Source organism: Moraxella sp. CTOTU46934 (assembly GCF_031979465.1).
GTDB classification, from domain to species: domain Bacteria; phylum Pseudomonadota; class Gammaproteobacteria; order Pseudomonadales; family Moraxellaceae; genus Faucicola; species Faucicola tetraodonis.
In genome coordinates, this window is sequence record NZ_DALZEG010000001.1 from 473,923 (window position 1) to 489,633 (window position 15,711).

Here is a 15,711-nt window from a genome sequence, read left to right on the forward strand (position 1 = left end):
TCATTCATTGATGGCATTGATGGCAATTATTTATGGCAATCATGCGTAGCGTCTTTGCCGTAACATTTCATACAGGCACAGTGACCCTGCTATCGCCACGTTTAGGCTTTCTTGACCATTGGGCTGGGGTAGGGCAATCGGGGCAGATTGACTAAGTAACCTCTCATCGACGCCTTGTCCTTCATGTCCCATAATTAAGGCTAACGGTTGTCTCAAATCGGTCTGATAAATAATATGATCGGTATGTGAGCTCGTGGCAAACATCGGCACTTTGACCTTCATTAAAATCTCATCTACGCTGATGCCTTCAAAAATCGTTAAACTAAAATTCGCCCCCATGCCGGCTCGCAAGGTTTTGGGCGACCACGCCGATGCTGTGCCCGTGGTACAGATAATGGTTTTAATTCCCACAGCAGATGCGGTGCGTAACAGCGTGCCTAAATTGCCATTGTCCTGCACACCATTGATAATTAAGCAGTCGCTGGTGATGGGCTGATTAAAGTCTAAATGCGGCATATCAATCATCGCCATGATGGGCAGGCTCTCGCCCAGCGTGCGAATCTCTTTATACAGATTATCGCTAACCGTTAACGTTTTAACATTTTCAAGTCGGTTTAATAAGGCATTGATTTCGTCATTGTGTAAGCCACTTTCACTGACAATCACGGTGTCGGGCGTGAGATTGGCGTTGAGGTACGCTTCAAGCAAATGCGTGCCTTCAATCACGGTTTTGCCCAGTTTTTTACGCTGGCGCGACGCAGTGAGAAGGGCATGGGCAGTTTTGATGGTTGGGTTGTCTTTTGAAGTGATGAGCATTATTTGACTTCTTCATGTAATTTTTTCACATATTCAACTTCGTTTTTTGCTCCCAGTACCACAGGCACCCGCTGGTGGATACTGGTCGGCTCGATATCCAAAATACGATTGACTGCATCGGTGCTCATGCCACCCGCTTGCTCAATCAGCAAGCTCATCGGATTGGCTTCATACATCAGACGCAGTTTACCGGGTTTATCGGGGTGTTTGGTGTCAAATGGATAGCTAAAAATCCCCCCACGGCACAAAATACGGTGAATATCGCCCACCATCGCCGCCACCCAGCGCATATTAAAGTCTTTACCACGCACGCCAGTTTTTCCCGCCGTAAACTCGTCAATATAACGCTGCATGGGTGGCAACCAATAGCGATAGTTGGAGGCATTAATCGCATACTCCTTGGTATCTGCGCTGATTTGCACTTGGTCTTTGATTTGCACAAACGCTTTGGTGTCTGGGTCAAGACTAAACATGGCGACACCCTTGCCAAGCGTGATTGACATCACAGTGGAGGTGCCATACAAAATATAACCCGATGCCAACTGCGCCGTCCCTTTTTGCAAAAAGTCCTCATCCGTCGCAGGGTGACCTTGGTTGTTGTAGGGTAAAATCGAGAAAATTGTACCGACTGCCATATTAATATCAATATTAGATGAGCCATCAAGCGGGTCAAACAGTACCAATACATCGCCATGTTGATTGGCAGGGGTGGCGTTATCTAATTCTTCAGAAGCCACGCCCGCGCAATGCGGATTGCCGCTCAAAGCGTCTAGCAACAAATCATTGGCAATGACATCGAGTTTTTTTTGCTCTTCGCCCTGCACATTTTGGTTACCCGCTTCGCCCAAAATATCCGCGAGCGCGCCGCGTTTGAGCAAGTCGCTGATTTGAATGCCGACTTTGGTAATGGTGGTAATGATATCGGCAACGGCAGGTTGGGCGTTTTGCGCGGCAAGATAAGTTTCAAGATTTGACATAAGTAGACCTTATTATAGGAATTTACACAGCATGAATTAAAAAAAATATAGACAATTTGCCGCAAATTGTAGCACTTTTTGACCCGTCGTATCAGCGATAATCGCAAAATATTGGCGTATTTATTCCAGCCGATTTACGGTAAAATAGGCAAAATTTATACAAATAACAACAAATCTAGGTGGCTGATGAATATTTTAAACACCCAAACCTTATCTAACGAAGCACTGCAGAGCAAGCTTGATCAGGCGATGGCAAAGCCAGAGCTGACCGCAGCAGGTGATTTGCGGCATTTTATCGGCGTAGAAGGATTATCCAAAGCCCAGCTGATGGCCATCATCGAAAAAGCCAATGGTTACTTAACTGATAATGCCGGTCGCCCCAACAGCATCCGTAACAGTGATGAGCTTGAAGGCTGTACGGTGATGAATTTGTTCTTTGAAAATTCTACCCGTACTCGAACTACCTTTGATGTGGCTGCCAAACGTCTTGGCGCCAGTGTCATCAGTATCGATATTGCCAAATCCAGCACCCAAAAAGGCGAAAGCTTACGAGATACGCTGTGGAATCTTGAAGCCATGACAGCGGATATTTTTGTGGTGCGTCATTCATCGAGTGGCGCCGCACATTTTATGGCAACCGAAGTCACCCCAAATATTGCCATTATCAACGGTGGTGACGGCTGGCACGCGCATCCGACCCAAGCGATGCTCGATATGCTCACGATTTATCGTGAAGCGCCAAGACCGTTTGAGGAATTAACGGTAGCGATTATCGGCGATATCAAGCATAGCCGCGTTGCCCGTTCGGACATTGCAGCGCTCAAAACCTTGGGGGTTAAAGAAATTCGCGTCGTGGCGCCCAAGACATTATTACCAAAAGGCATTGAGCGGTATGGTGTCAGTGTCTATAACGATTTAGACTCGGCAGTGGTTGACTGTGATGTCATCATTGGTCTACGTATTCAAAATGAGCGTATTGGCTCGCCGCTGTTGCCATCGACATCCGAATATTTTAAAGCGTATGGCATTACCACCGAACGCCTTGCCCTTGCCAAACCTGACGCGCTTGTCATGCACCCAGGACCGATGAATCGCGGCGTTGAAATCTCATCAGCTGTTGCCGATGGTGAGCAATCGGTGATTTTAAAACAAGTCAATAACGGCATTGCGGTACGTATGGCGGTGTTGGCACTGGCTATGCAAGGGCAACGTGCCGCACGCAGCGCATCTTAAAATTTAGCAAAAAAAATGACAAAGTAGGCAAAACCAAAGTAGGCAAAACCAAAGTAGGCAAAACCATGACGCTTCAAAATCTTTTACCTGCCAACTGGCAATTTGATACCACGCAGCTTAACCCTATCGACAGCCATGGCAAATGGCTATTACCGCCGCTGGTGGATTTATGTGCGCGTTTGCGTGAACCTGGGCACCAGTCGCATGGCACACTAAAATCAGAAGGCGCCGCGGCTCGAAAAAACGGTTTTTTGCATGTCGTTATACCACCTGATACCAATCCCGTGCTTGAAAACGGCTCGTTACTGGCAGGCTTGCGAGAGCGGGCTTATCAAGATGGTGGTATTTATCTGCATGTGCTAGGGGCGATGACCGCAGGTCTTGAAGGTGAAAAACCCGCCAATATGCTTGGGCTGAAGCAAGGTGGCATCATCGGGGTCAGCAATGCTCGCCGCAAATTCGCCAATGATGACGTACTACTGCAAGCACTGGATTATGCAGCGACTTATGACATCAAAGTATTTTTTTACCCTGATGAACCCAGTTTATCCAAAAACGGCGTCGCCCATGATGGCTACATCGCATCTTATCATGGCTTGGCAGGGATTCCTTGGATTGCTGAAACGGTGGCGTTATCCAAGCAGCTGTTGATTGTTGAAGAAACAGGCGTATCGGCACATTTTGGTCAGCTGACCACCAAATCCTCGATTGATTTGATTCGCTGGGCGAAACAAAGGGGCTTGCCGGTGACCTGTGATGTGGCGATGCACCAGTTACATTTAACCGATGATGCGTTGATTGGTTTTAATGCCTTGGCGTATGTGTTGCCGCCCCTGCGTTCCAATACGGATAAAAAAGCACTGCAAGAAGGCTTGCAAGATGGCACGATTGATGCGATTTGTAGCCACCATGAGCCATTGGCAAAAACCGCTAAACAAGCGCCATTTGCGGAGTGTAAACCCGGTATTAGCAATTTTGATACTTTTATGGGGCTCGCTTGTCAATTGGTCAAAGAAGGTATTTTAACCCCAGAGCAGCTGGTAGAAAAAATCGCACTCAATCCTGCTAAAATCGCTGGCATTGAAGCTAGCTATCATCAAACGGGCGGGGCGGTGCTGGTTGACCCTAGTTTGACTTGGACCGTGACAAAAGAATCGATGATATCGCAAGGCAAAAATACGCCATTTATCAATAGCGAGCTGACAGGGAAAGTCGAGCAAGTCTATTTTTAGGCTTGTTTGAAGCTTGTTTTAAGTTTTTTTCAAGATTGGATACGGTAATGAATTATGCCAAAGGCGTTTAAGCAGATAGCCCCACCAGTGCCTAATAGGCATCATGCCAAGAACGCCATCATCATGGTTGCTATCTATGAGCTGGTAAAAGGATTGGTAGCGCTAGGGGTGGCGGCTATTATTTTTGTAGGGCATGATAAATTGCAATGGATTGCGCGGGTGGTTTCACAGGCGCTGCATCGTATCATGGGTATGGCACTGCACCACCAAATAGAGGCATTGAATCACTATGCTTGGGTCGCCAACCAAAATTGGCAAAAAGCCTTTTGGATAGTCGTAGGCTATGCGCTGCTGCGTTTTGTGGAAAGCTACGGTCTTTATCGAGATAAGATATGGGCGTATTGGTATAGCGTTTTGGGCTACGGCGTGTTTTTACCGCTTGAGGTCTATGAGTTGTTTAGCCATCGGTTTAATTGGCTTAACTTTTTGATACTGCTAGTCAATATCGTCATTGTGGTGGTGGTCTATCGCAATATGCACGCCAAAGGGTTGTTGGGTAAAAAGATGACACAGGCTTAAGCTATCTATAAAAAAAGGCGATAAAAAAAGGGCAGAATCTGCCCTTTTTTACTCGCCAAACTAGCTGTTTTTACTTCCCAAACTAGCTGCCGGGTTTATCATCATCCGTGATGATTCTTGGATCTTTTTTTTCAGAGTGCTGTTGAATCTTTTTAGCGATAAAATTAAACGGATTGTAGGGACTTTCTAACACTGCAGCAGGAACAATCTGACGAATTTTAGCCATCACTGCCGTATTGTCACCTTTTGGTTTGTCATCATCCGCTAGGATTTTTGATTGGACTGTTTGGGTGGTGGTAATTTCATTACTAAAACTCGTGTCATCTAGGTTACTGATATCCCAACGCATATTGTCAAAATTATTGGCATTTAAATAATTATCAATCGCAAATTTATGCTCGTCTGTGGCATTGCCATTTTGTGGGGATGAGGGAGTCGCTTTGTTTTCGCTATGACTGTCGTATTCACTATTACTTTCTTCAAGCGTTTTTAGCGGATGTTTGTCATCTAACCCATTATCATTTGACAGGCGAGTGTGATTATCATGACCTTGCTTAGCAACTGATGATTCATGTGATAATTCATCCGATAACTCATCGTTATTTAAGGCATTAAAATCACGCGGTTGACTCGATAAGCTACCCTGACCTTTAAAATCAAGCGTACCATCAAAGCCAGTCGCTTGCTCGGCGTCAGTTTCTTTGATGCGTTTATCTTCATTGACCACGTCACTGACTTGCCCCCCTGATAGTCCTGAGCCTTCGCGTTGACCGGCTAGTTTGTTACCTTTCCCTTTTTTTCCCTTATCTGGCTCAATATCTTCGGTATTTGGGGTTTGACGCGGCGCGATACTATCAAAAATACTTGCCATCGATACATCAAAATTATATTTGAGCATGGCTTCACCACGGGCTAAGGTATTAATCCATTGCACAGTCCAAGGCGCGTTATTTTTAAGTTTTCGCAAATCCTTTTCATGCGGTAAAGGATAGGGCATATTTTGGTAAAACTCCCAAAAACTATAATCATCGAGCGAGCGTTTAAGGACATATTCATCTTTGTCGCTGGTTGTGATGAGATTGTTATCTTGTAAAAAGCTAATATAAGTGTACCAATTTGGCATCTCTTGGCGACCTAGCACATCACGCAGACCAGCTTCGGTAACGACATTGCCTTTTTTATGCTCACGGTATAACACGTTTAACATATCCATCAAGCTAAACAAGGCATGACGTGGGAAGATTTCTTTGGTCTCAAAAATGGTCAAACAGTAGCTGATTTGCACGCCAAGCAAGATAATATTCCAAGAAATATAAATCCAAAGTAAGAACAACGGCAAAATCGCAAACGCCCCATACACCGCTTTATAACTGGTAAAGTTGTCAACAATTGCGCCAAAGGTGAGTTTTAGGATTTCAAAGATAATCCCAACCACAACACCGGCAACCAGCGCATGTTTAAAACGTACTTGGCAGCGTGGTACAAACCAATACATGGCCACCAGACCCATCAGCATAATTGCAATGGAGCCGATTTGTACCCAAATCGCCCAGTCAATCCCATAACCACCAATCTTTTGATTTAAAAAACTCAAACTTTGAACGGTACTCGAGACAATCATCGCTAACGCAAGCACAATAGGCAACAGGGTAATAATCACCCAATAACGCACAAGATTGAGCCAGCTGGTCTCTTTTTTTTCAACGCGCCAAATTTGGTTAAACGCGGTTTCAATCGTCATTAAAGTGGAAATAGTGGTAAAAAATAAGATACCCACACCGATGATGGTTAAATTGGAGGAATTGCTGGTAAATTGGTTAAGATACTTGGTGACCTGTAATCCGGTACTGGGCAAAATATTACTAAATATTAAGTTTTGAATCTGCTCACGCGCTTCTGCTAACTGCGGGATGGTGGAGAGAATCACCACCAACAAGGTTAAAATCGGCACAATAGACAGCAGCGTGGTATAAGTCAATAATGCAGCTTTTTGACTACAATTATCATCGATAAAATTTTTGATAAGGTACATCAAAAACTGCACCCATTTATGTTTAAAAATGGATAATTTTTTTAGTTTGGCAATGAGTTCATTCATAATAGTTCTTATTGATAAAAAATTTCAAAGTTTGACCATCAAATCGGCGAAAAAGGCAGTGATTGTATGGCAGTATGGTATCATATTCAAAAAAATTGTTTATTGAATTACTGTGAACAGTTTTGGTGTTTTGCAATTGGCAATCTGGCTAGTAGATTGCCTTGACCCTGCCATCAAAACTCATCCATCAAAATTTATTCACCCAAACTAGCTTGACGTAACAATTATCAAAATTGATGTGAGAAAAACCATGAGTCAACCTTATATTTTAGTCTTGTACTACAGCCAAAATGGCTCAACCAAAGATTTGGCGTATCTGGTCGCACAAGGTATTGAAGACAGCGGCACGGGCATAGCCGCTCGGATTCGCACCGTACCCAAGGTCAGTAGCGAGACTGAAAAAGTTGCGCCAAGTATTCCTGATGAAGGTGACCTGTACGCCACCATGGATGACTTAAAAAACTGTGTGGGACTGGCATTGGGTAGTCCCACCCATTTTGGCAATATGGCAGCATCGATGAAGTATTTTTGGGATAATAGCGTCACAATTTGGCTCGCGGGGGATTTGCAAAACAAACCGGCATCTGTATTTACCAGTACGGGCACCATGCACGGTGGGCAGGAGACGACGTTAACTAGCATGATGACGCCGCTACTGCATCATGGCATGGTAATTGTGGGAATTTCGTACAGTGAGCCTGCGCTCAATACCACGAGCCAAGGTGGAAGCCCGTATGGTGCAAGCCATGTCAGTGGCGCAAAGCATGATCACATCATGAGCGCAGACGAAAAAACATTAGCCATCGCCCAAGGTCAGCGTCTAGCCAAAATTGCCAAGGCATTACAAGCGTTATGAGAAAACAAGCGTTATGAGAAAAAAAGACCCGCACTCACTATCTGCCCCCAAACCCATTTATCCCATCCACCGACGCTTAACCATAGTATGGTGGGTTTGGCTGGGGTTTCGATTGCTGGCAGTACCGTTATTGACGCATTGGTTGGCAAGTGCAAAGCCTGCTATGGTCGGCGGGATTGCTTGGCAAGCTTTGTGGTTGATACCCGCGCTATTATCAACGCCTTATATCGTGAAAGGCAAAAGCCCATACGCGCTATTGCTGCTAAGTATGCTCACTTTTGTATATTTGGGCGGCAGTGGTATGGTTGCACTAAAATACGGCTATCAAATGCATTGGGGGTTGATGGCGGTTTGGTTGGTGGATTTTGTTTTATTGGGTTTGGTGAATTATTGGTTATTTATCTTACTCAAACGACTGCCAAAGATGAATGGCTAATTGCTAAAAGAGCGCAGCATGTCAGGTACGCTCTTTTTATGCTAAAAAATTATGCTAAAACATCGTTAGGCCAACACATCATTTAGCCATTTACCGATAATTTTGAGTTGCGGCATACATACTTGGTGCGCCATCGGATAGCTGTAAAACTGCGGCTGATAACCTTTTGACTCAAGCCATGCTTTGGCTTCTTGCCCAAGCTGTACTGGGACGACAGGGTCTTGTGTGCCATGATGAATAGCGATGTTTAGATTTTTATTGGCATCACTTAAAACTAGGCTGTCTTTGGTTGCTAAATAAGTCGATAGGGTTAACAGTCCGGCTAATGGTTTGTCATAGGTGAGTGCCGTCTGATACGCCACCGCACCACCTTGTGAAAATCCTGCAATCACGATATGCTCAGGTGCCACACCGCGCTCGGCTTCACGCTTGATTAATTCTCCAATCGAGCGAGCGGATTGTTCAATCTGTGCGGTGTCGATTTTGCGCTCAAGCGACATTTCTAAAATATCGTACCACGCTGGCATCACATAACCTTGGTTGATGGTTACAGGAATGGCGGGGGCGTGAGGAAATACAAACCGTATGCCATGGTTACCATCGAGTCCCAAGTCAGGGACGACCGGTTCAAAGTCATGACCATTTGCGCCCAGTCCATGTAGCCAAATCACCGCTCTGTCAATCGGCAAGTTATTAGGGTTGTGAATGACTTCAACCGTTTTTAATAAACTCATAAATTCTCCTTTCATGTTAAACTAACAAATGTCATAAAAATTAATTGTCATAAAAATAATTAGCCGATAGCTTAAAAATAGGGATAACGCTTGATTTTAGCTTATTCATACCACATTATCTAGGCAATGTTTACCATAAGAATAGCCTAAGTGAATGAAAGAACTTATATCCACTGCTGTACCATTAAATGATCCTCAACTAGACAAGCCTCAAAATGTGAAATTACCTGTCATGGCAAAAGACAGCTATTATCTGTCACGCCTTGCCCAACAGTTAAAACAAATCAAAGACAAAGAAAGTGAAGACTATACGTCAAGATTTGACCGCTATCAAAAACAACTCAAACACTCGCAAGAGAGAGTGAAAAGCCGTATCGCCAGTATACCAACGATACACCTAAACGAAGACTTGCCCGTCAGCCAACAAGCCGATAGACTCATCAAAGCCATCCAAGACCACCAAGTCATCATCGTGGCAGGGGAGACAGGCTCAGGCAAAACCACCCAATTACCTAAGATTGCCATGCTCGCAGGGCGAGGGGTAACAGGGCAAATCGGACACACACAGCCAAGACGATTAGCGGCGCGTAGTGTGGCAAATCGCATTGCTGAAGAATTAGGGGAAACGCTCGGACAGACAGTCAGCTTTAAAGTGCGTTTTACTGAGCAAGGCTCATCGGATTCTATTGTCAAACTGATGACCGACGGTATCTTGCTTGCTGAAATGGCGCATGACAAGTTTTTGAGCCGCTATGATACCATTATCATTGATGAAGCCCACGAGCGCAGTCTTAACATTGACTTTATCATGGGTTATCTCAAGCGTCTATTGCCAAAACGTCCCGATTTAAAGGTGATTATCACATCGGCAACGCTCGACACAGCAAGGTTTAGCCAGTATTTTTCTAGCGTTGATGGTAAAACCAAAAAAGCGACGCCCGCGCCTGTGTTTGTGGTTGAAGGTCGCAGTTATCCCGTGGAAGTGCGCTACCGTCCGTTGACGGAGGAGATTGTCACAGGTTCGGATGATGACAGCTTTGATGATGTCGAAGATAACTTGCCGCGAGCGATTACCGCAGCGGTGGAAGAGTGCTACCAAGACGCTGCCAGCAAAGGACATGCTGACCAAGCGGATATTTTAATTTTTGCGGCAACAGAAGCGCAAATTCATGATTTGGCAGATATTTTAAACCAATATGCCCCCCGTCATACTCAGATTTTGCCGTTATTTGCCCGTCAAAGTTTTGCCGAGCAGCAGCAGATTTTTCACCCGACAGGCGGACGACGCATTATCATCGCCACCAACGTTGCCGAAACCGCCTTAACCGTGCCCAATATCCGCTACGTCATTGATTTGGGGTTTGCTCGGATGTCACGCTATGACTATCGCTCGCGGGTACAACGACTGCCGATTGAAGCGATTAGCCAAGCTGCCGCCAATCAACGAAAAGGTCGCTGTGGACGTATCGCGGCGGGTGTGTGTATCCGTTTATATTCAGAAGAAGACTTTACCAGTCGTCCGGAATTTACCGAGCCTGAAATTTTGCGTACTAACTTGGCGTCGGTGATTTTGCAAATGGCAAACTTGGGTCTGGGCGAGGTAGAAAACTTTGACTTTATCCAGCCACCCGACAATCGACTGGTCAATGATGGGCGTAAACTATTAGAAGAATTGGGTGCGATTGCCACTAAAAAACCTGAAAATAGCCTAAGCACATATAATAACAATAGCAAAGGTCAATCCAAACGCCATCCAAATCAACTCACCAAAGTCGGTCAAATGATGGCAAAAATGCCCATAGACCCTCGTTTAGCACGTATGCTGATTGCAGGTGAGCAATACGGTTGTCTCAAAGAGCTATTGGTGATTGTATCGGGCTTATCAGTGCAAGACCCTCGAGAACGCCCGAGCGATAAGCAAACCCAAGCTGACCAAAAACACGCATTATTTCGCCAAGCCGACAGCGATTTTTTATTTTATCTCAGTCTTTGGCAGGCAATTCATGGGGCCTTATTTAAAAGCAGTGGATTTAAAAGCAGTGGATTTAAAAACAGTGATCTTGACCGTCAAAAAAATGCAATGCTAGACGATGAAGCCGCGCCAATCGCGCAAAGCCCGTATGAAAACGACAAATTAACCAACAGCCAACGTAAAAGCTTTGCCAAAAAACATTTTTTAAGCTCGCCGCGCTTACGTGAATGGCAACAAACCCATAGCCAGTTGTTGCAAATGGTGGATGGCTTAAAATTAACAATCAACCAAGAGCCCGCCAGTTATGTGCCTATTCACCGAGCATTGCTCACGGGTCTGCTGTCGTTTATTGCCCAAAAAGTCAATGATGTCGATAAAAGCGGCAAGCTAATCAAAGCCAAACGCGGGGAGTATGTCACCGCGCGTCAGCACAAAGCCAAGATTTTTCCTGCCAGTACCTTGTTCAAACAAAATCCGCTATGGGTGATGGCGTTTGAGGTGGTTGAGACCTCGCAGGTGTTTATGCGTACCGCTGCCAAAATCGAGCCAGAGTGGATTTTGGCGATGGCAGGGGATTTGCTCAAATACCATTATTTTGAGCCGCATTGGTCAGCCAAAACGGGGCATGTCAAGGCATACGCCCAAATCAGCTTGTTTGGTCTGATTGTGGTACACAAACAACTGATGAATTATGAGCGGGTCAACCTTAGCGAGTCTCGAGAAATCTTTTTGCGAGATGCCTTGGTCTTAGGCAATTTAAATGCCCCGTCCACAGGCGATGGTAAAAAGGGCAAGTTGCCGCCATTTTTGCAGCATAATATAGATAAAGTCGCTGATGTCTCCTTGATTGAAGATAAGCTGCGACGTCGAGACTTGCTGGTTGATGAAGAGCAATTATACGACTTTTATGCCAAGCGAGTGCCTGAGCATATCGCTAGTCGCAAAGTATTTGAAGATTGGCGAAAAGAGGTAGAAAAAACGGACCCACAGTTTTTATTTTTTAGTGATAAAGATGTACTGAACGAACAAGCACCCGCTACCCAAGCTTTCCCAGAAACGTGGCAACTGGGTAATTTGAAACTACCCCTGTCGTATATTTTTGACCCGACCAGCGACGATGATGGCGTGACCATTAAAGTCCCGCTCGTTGCCTTACCACAGGTTGATGCGGTTGAATTACTGTGGGGTATTGCAGGGTGGCGCTATGAGCTGGTTTTGCAGCTATTAAAGACGTTGCCAAAAGATATTCGCCGTCAAATCGTGCCCGTGCCTGATACCGCCAAACAAATTTTTGATACGCTTGAAAAAAACCACCATGGCGGACTGCTAAGGCAACTGTGCCAAGCCTTAAACCAGCGCGGTGTGCGTGGAGCAAACAATCAATTTGTAGAGCCAAAAGACTTTAATCCAAGCGAGGTTGAAACCTATTTGCAGCCACAAATTGCCCTAGTTGATGACAAAAACCGCCTGATTGAAAAAGGGCGAGATATTGACGCATTAAAACTGCGTCATCAAGTCACCACAAGTCAAGCTGTCGCCAGTGGTAAAGGTGTACATAGCGAGTTTCCCGAGCATTTTAACTTTATGCAAAACCGTCACAGTGCAGGCGTGATGATCAAGCAGTTTTCGGCACTGGTTGCTGATGGACAGCCAAGCTATAGCGATAAAAAGGCTGTGTCTATTCAGCAATTTACCGATGTCAGTGTGGCACTCAACAAACACCGTCAAGGCTTGCTTGCTTTAATCGGCAATGAACTTGGCGCAAAAGCCAGACAGCTTACCAGCCAAATTGATAAAAACTTTAAACTTGCCTTTGCGCCGCTTGGTGAGCTTGATAGACTCAAAGATTTGCTGATTCATGCCACGCTTGATGCCACTTTTGAAAAATTTGTTGCAGCGTTTGACCATGAAAAATTCACGGCAGGGATTCATGATAAAGAGTTGGTGATTGCCATCAATCAGTTGCCTTTGATGTTGGATGAATTTAACCAAGCCAAAGCCGTGGTGCTTGCCAATTTCTTGAGCGTTGGGCAAAGTGTACTGGCCCAGCTAAAATCGGTGTATGAGCAGTGGCAGCAGGTTCGCCAAAAACTGCTGTTACTTGATCGTGATATTTTTGAAGAAAGTATCGAAGATATCGAAGACCAGCTTGATGATTTGAGTTTGTCGGACTTTGTGTATCGCATGAGTTATCAGGATTGGCAGCAATATCCGCGTTATTTGCAGGCGTTGTTGGTGCGACTTGATAGACTTGAGCACAATTTGGATGCCGATCTTGATGCCGTGTATCAGCTTGATAAACACATGGAAAGGCTGTCTGTTAAGGGTAATGATGAGACAATTATGCCGTATCGTTGGTTGGTTGAGGAGTTTCGGATTCAGCTGTTTGCCCAGCCGATGAAAACCCGCATGCCAGTCTCAGATAAACGCCTAGAAAAATTGTGGGATGAGTTGAATATTTAAAACAAAAAATCCGTCAAAATTTGGCGGATTTTTTATAAAGTATTGATTTAAAATAATTTTTCTAAAATTTGTTTCAACTAAAATCATGACCAATAGTGTTTTTTGCAGGGTATGGCTTGTATTGAATGGTCATGATGGGGAGTGCTACAGTTGATAGGGATTTTACGAACAATAGGTTATGAACAATAGATTGATTTTTTTAGCATCTGAGATTTTTATATCTACGGGCAATTTGATTCGATGAAAAATTAAAAAGTTGATTTGGTAAAAACAGCAAAACTTAGTAAAATAGTCAGATTAAATTTTTTAAAAGTGAAAGTCATGCCAAGCCAACCGCAAGTTTTTAATCCCCAGTCTACCAATAAACCCGCCACCCACCACCAAGCCAACCATAATGAAAACCGTACTGTAGGTCAAAGCGCCAGCCAAACGGCGCACCAACTGGCTCAAGATATAGTAACGACAAAAGCGCCTAAGATTGGTTTTGTGTCGCTTGGCTGCCCCAAAGCTTTGGTGGATAGCGAGCGCATTATCACCGAGCTTAGCCGTGATGGCTACCAAGTCGCCAGTGACTATGATGGTGCAGATTTGGTGGTGGTCAATACTTGTGGCTTTATCGAATCTGCGGTGCAAGAGTCGCTTGATGCCATTGGTGAGGCAATTACCAAAAACGGCAAGGTGATTGTCACCGGTTGCCTTGGTAAAGATGCCGAAAAAATCAAAACCATGCACCCAGCCGTGCTTGCGGTGACTGGCGCACATGCCTATGAAGAAGTTGTCAATGCCGTGTCGCATTATGTGCCAAAACCTGCACCATCAAAAACTTACGACCCAAAAATCGACCTAATCAATGATGCGGGCATTAAGCTTACGCCAAAACATTATGCTTATGTCAAAATATCCGAAGGCTGTAACCACCGCTGTACATTCTGTATTATCCCAAGCTTTCGTGGTGACCTCGTTAGTCGCCCGATTGACAGTATCATGACTGAAGCGGCTGCGCTCAAAAACGCAGGCGTTAAAGAACTCTTGATTATCTCGCAAGATACCTCAGCCTATGGCGTAGATCTTAAATACAAAACCAGTTTTTGGAATGGCATGCCCATCAAATCCAAATTTTACGATATGTGCGAGGCACTGAATCGACTGGGCATTTGGGTGCGTTTGCATTATATCTATCCTTACCCACATGTTGATGCTGTGGTGAAACTGATGAGTGAAGACAAGCTACTGCCATACCTTGATATCCCGTTCCAACATGCCAGCCCCAATGTGCTCAAAGCCATGAAGCGCCCCGCGCATAGCGAAAACGTACTGGAGCGCATCAAAACTTGGCGCTCGATTTGTCCCGATATTGTCATTCGCTCTACCTTTGTGGTGGGTTTCCCTGGGGAGACGGAAGAGGATTTTGAATATTTGCTTGACTGGCTCAAAGAGGCGCGATTAGACAGAGTAGGGGCGTTTACCTATTCAGAAATAGAAGGCGCGGCGGCAAACGATTTACCGAACCCTGTGCCAGAGGCTATCAAACAACAACGCTATGAACGACTGATGGCGTTACAGCAACAAATCAGTGCCGAAAAACTGGCTGAGAAAGTGGGTAAAACCTTAAAAGTGTTGGTTGATGAGATTGATGAAGAAGAAAATATCGCCATTTGCCGTAGCTATGCCGATGCGCCAGAAATTGACGGTCACGTGTATGTGGATAATATTGATGCATCGGTTAAAGTCGGTGAATTTTTAACTGTCACCATTGATGAAGCCAATGAGTATGACCTTTTTGCCAGTTTTACCGGTGAACTGTTATAAGGATTGTCATGTCTCAATCAATGATAGCGTATAGTCTTTTAGCGATTGCGATTGTCAGTGAGGTTACTGGTTCAACTTTTTTGGCAAAATCAGAGGGATTTAGCAAACCCTTGCCCACTATTATCACCATGATTTGTTTTGGCATTGCTTTTTATCTTCTTTCACAAGTTATCAAAATCATACCACTGGGGATTGCTTATGCCATTTGGTCAGGGGTGGGTATTGTGTTAACCGCTATCATTGGGTACTTTATTTTGGGTAATAAACTGGATTTACCCGCCATCGCGGGTATGAGCCTAATTGTATTGGGTGTGATTGTGATTAATCTGTTTTCTCATTCAGCCACGCATTAATCCAGGCATTAATAATCCACGCATTAATATGGTGCCTTGAGTATAGCGACTTGATAGTTTGATGGCTAAAGCCGATTGAATTCTCGAAGTTAGAGCAGGGTAAAAATTAAAATGACTGTTGAAATTATCTTTACACTATCTAAAAAGCGTTAA

12 protein-coding genes are annotated in these 15,711 nt (G+C 44.7%); 8 read left to right on the forward strand and 4 right to left on the reverse strand.

Annotated elements, in window-relative coordinates:
* Positions 1 to 39: 39 nt before the first annotated feature.
* Positions 40 to 816: a TrmH family RNA methyltransferase gene (locus tag RTN07_RS02150; protein WP_312175263.1), complete on the reverse strand. Its 777-nt coding sequence runs from the start codon at positions 814 to 816 to the stop codon at positions 40 to 42.
* Positions 816 to 1,793 (reverse strand): class 1 fructose-bisphosphatase, encoded by a 978-nt coding sequence (locus RTN07_RS02155; RefSeq protein WP_312175266.1) that lies wholly within the window; start codon positions 1,791 to 1,793, stop codon positions 816 to 818. The genes RTN07_RS02150 and RTN07_RS02155 overlap by 1 nt, the downstream gene beginning before the upstream one ends.
* Positions 1,794 to 2,042: 249 nt before the next feature.
* Between RTN07_RS02155 and RTN07_RS02160 the strand changes: the two genes are divergently transcribed.
* The 3 genes from RTN07_RS02160 to RTN07_RS02170 all read left to right on the forward strand — a co-directional run bounded on the left by RTN07_RS02160 (position 2,043) and on the right by RTN07_RS02170 (position 4,837).
* Positions 2,043 to 3,026 carry an aspartate carbamoyltransferase catalytic subunit gene (locus tag RTN07_RS02160; protein WP_409455528.1) on the forward strand — a complete coding sequence of 328 codons (984 nt, stop codon included), beginning with the start codon at positions 2,043 to 2,045 and terminating at the stop codon, positions 3,024 to 3,026.
* 65 nt (positions 3,027 to 3,091) lie between these two features.
* Complete coding sequence (locus tag RTN07_RS02165; protein WP_312175269.1) at positions 3,092 to 4,258, forward strand: dihydroorotase; 1,167 nt, start codon at positions 3,092 to 3,094, stop codon at positions 4,256 to 4,258.
* A gap of 54 nt (positions 4,259 to 4,312) precedes the next feature.
* Positions 4,313 to 4,837, forward strand: a complete 525-nt coding sequence (locus RTN07_RS02170; RefSeq protein WP_144917556.1) for a DUF2127 domain-containing protein — start codon at positions 4,313 to 4,315, stop codon at positions 4,835 to 4,837.
* A gap of 82 nt (positions 4,838 to 4,919) precedes the next feature.
* On the opposite strand, the gene RTN07_RS02175 is transcribed toward RTN07_RS02170, so the two are convergent.
* A complete protein-coding gene (locus RTN07_RS02175) occupies positions 4,920 to 6,935 on the reverse strand; it encodes a YihY/virulence factor BrkB family protein (protein WP_312175272.1) in 2,016 nt (671 codons plus the stop codon).
* Positions 6,936 to 7,185: 250 nt separating this feature from the next.
* Between RTN07_RS02175 and wrbA the strand changes: the two genes are divergently transcribed.
* Both wrbA and RTN07_RS02185 read left to right on the forward strand, forming a co-directional pair.
* The gene (gene wrbA / locus RTN07_RS02180; protein WP_076775979.1) at positions 7,186 to 7,791 is read left to right on the forward strand and encodes an NAD(P)H:quinone oxidoreductase; all 606 of its coding nucleotides are present in this window, start codon (positions 7,186 to 7,188) and stop codon (positions 7,789 to 7,791) included.
* 13 nt (positions 7,792 to 7,804) lie between these two features.
* The gene (locus tag RTN07_RS02185) at positions 7,805 to 8,227 is read left to right on the forward strand and encodes a hypothetical protein (RefSeq protein ID WP_312175274.1); all 423 of its coding nucleotides are present in this window, start codon (positions 7,805 to 7,807) and stop codon (positions 8,225 to 8,227) included.
* Between the two features lie 65 nt (positions 8,228 to 8,292).
* On the opposite strand, the gene RTN07_RS02190 is transcribed toward RTN07_RS02185, so the two are convergent.
* On the reverse strand, positions 8,293 to 8,961 hold the full coding sequence (locus RTN07_RS02190; RefSeq protein WP_312175275.1) for an alpha/beta hydrolase: 669 nt from the start codon (positions 8,959 to 8,961) through the stop codon (positions 8,293 to 8,295).
* Between the two features lie 232 nt (positions 8,962 to 9,193).
* Between RTN07_RS02190 and hrpA the strand changes: the two genes are divergently transcribed.
* The 3 genes from hrpA to RTN07_RS02205 all read left to right on the forward strand — a co-directional run bounded on the left by hrpA (position 9,194) and on the right by RTN07_RS02205 (position 15,558).
* Positions 9,194 to 13,396, forward strand: a complete 4,203-nt coding sequence (hrpA, locus tag RTN07_RS02195; protein ID WP_312175426.1) for an ATP-dependent RNA helicase HrpA — start codon at positions 9,194 to 9,196, stop codon at positions 13,394 to 13,396.
* A 321-nt stretch (positions 13,397 to 13,717) separates the two neighbouring features.
* Entirely contained in the window at positions 13,718 to 15,205 is a 1,488-nt protein-coding gene (gene rimO, locus RTN07_RS02200; protein WP_198510998.1) for a 30S ribosomal protein S12 methylthiotransferase RimO, read from the forward strand.
* An 8-nt stretch (positions 15,206 to 15,213) separates the two neighbouring features.
* Complete coding sequence (locus RTN07_RS02205; RefSeq protein ID WP_099807945.1) at positions 15,214 to 15,558, forward strand: DMT family transporter; 345 nt, start codon at positions 15,214 to 15,216, stop codon at positions 15,556 to 15,558.
* The last annotated feature ends 153 nt before the right edge of the window (positions 15,559 to 15,711 follow it).

Bases quoted from the DNA above. Each gene is read 5' to 3' on its own strand.
- RTN07_RS02190 (WP_312175275.1), bottom strand. From the start codon at position 8,961: ATGAGTTTATTAAAAACGGTTGAAGTCATTCACAACCCTAATAACTTG.
- RTN07_RS02165 (WP_312175269.1), top strand. From the start codon at position 3,092: ATGACGCTTCAAAATCTTTTACCTGCCAACTGGCAATTTGATACCACG.
- wrbA (WP_076775979.1), top strand. From the start codon at position 7,186: ATGAGTCAACCTTATATTTTAGTCTTGTACTACAGCCAAAATGGCTCA.
- RTN07_RS02185 (WP_312175274.1), top strand. From the start codon at position 7,805: ATGAGAAAAAAAGACCCGCACTCACTATCTGCCCCCAAACCCATTTAT.
- hrpA (WP_312175426.1), top strand. From the start codon at position 9,194: ATGGCAAAAGACAGCTATTATCTGTCACGCCTTGCCCAACAGTTAAAA.
- RTN07_RS02160 (WP_409455528.1), top strand. From the start codon at position 2,043: ATGGCAAAGCCAGAGCTGACCGCAGCAGGTGATTTGCGGCATTTTATC.
- RTN07_RS02155 (WP_312175266.1), bottom strand. From the start codon at position 1,793: ATGTCAAATCTTGAAACTTATCTTGCCGCGCAAAACGCCCAACCTGCC.
- RTN07_RS02170 (WP_144917556.1), top strand. From the start codon at position 4,313: ATGCCAAAGGCGTTTAAGCAGATAGCCCCACCAGTGCCTAATAGGCAT.
- RTN07_RS02150 (WP_312175263.1), bottom strand. From the start codon at position 816: ATGCTCATCACTTCAAAAGACAACCCAACCATCAAAACTGCCCATGCC.
- RTN07_RS02175 (WP_312175272.1), bottom strand. From the start codon at position 6,935: ATGAATGAACTCATTGCCAAACTAAAAAAATTATCCATTTTTAAACAT.
- RTN07_RS02205 (WP_099807945.1), top strand. From the start codon at position 15,214: ATGTCTCAATCAATGATAGCGTATAGTCTTTTAGCGATTGCGATTGTC.
- rimO (WP_198510998.1), top strand. From the start codon at position 13,718: ATGCCAAGCCAACCGCAAGTTTTTAATCCCCAGTCTACCAATAAACCC.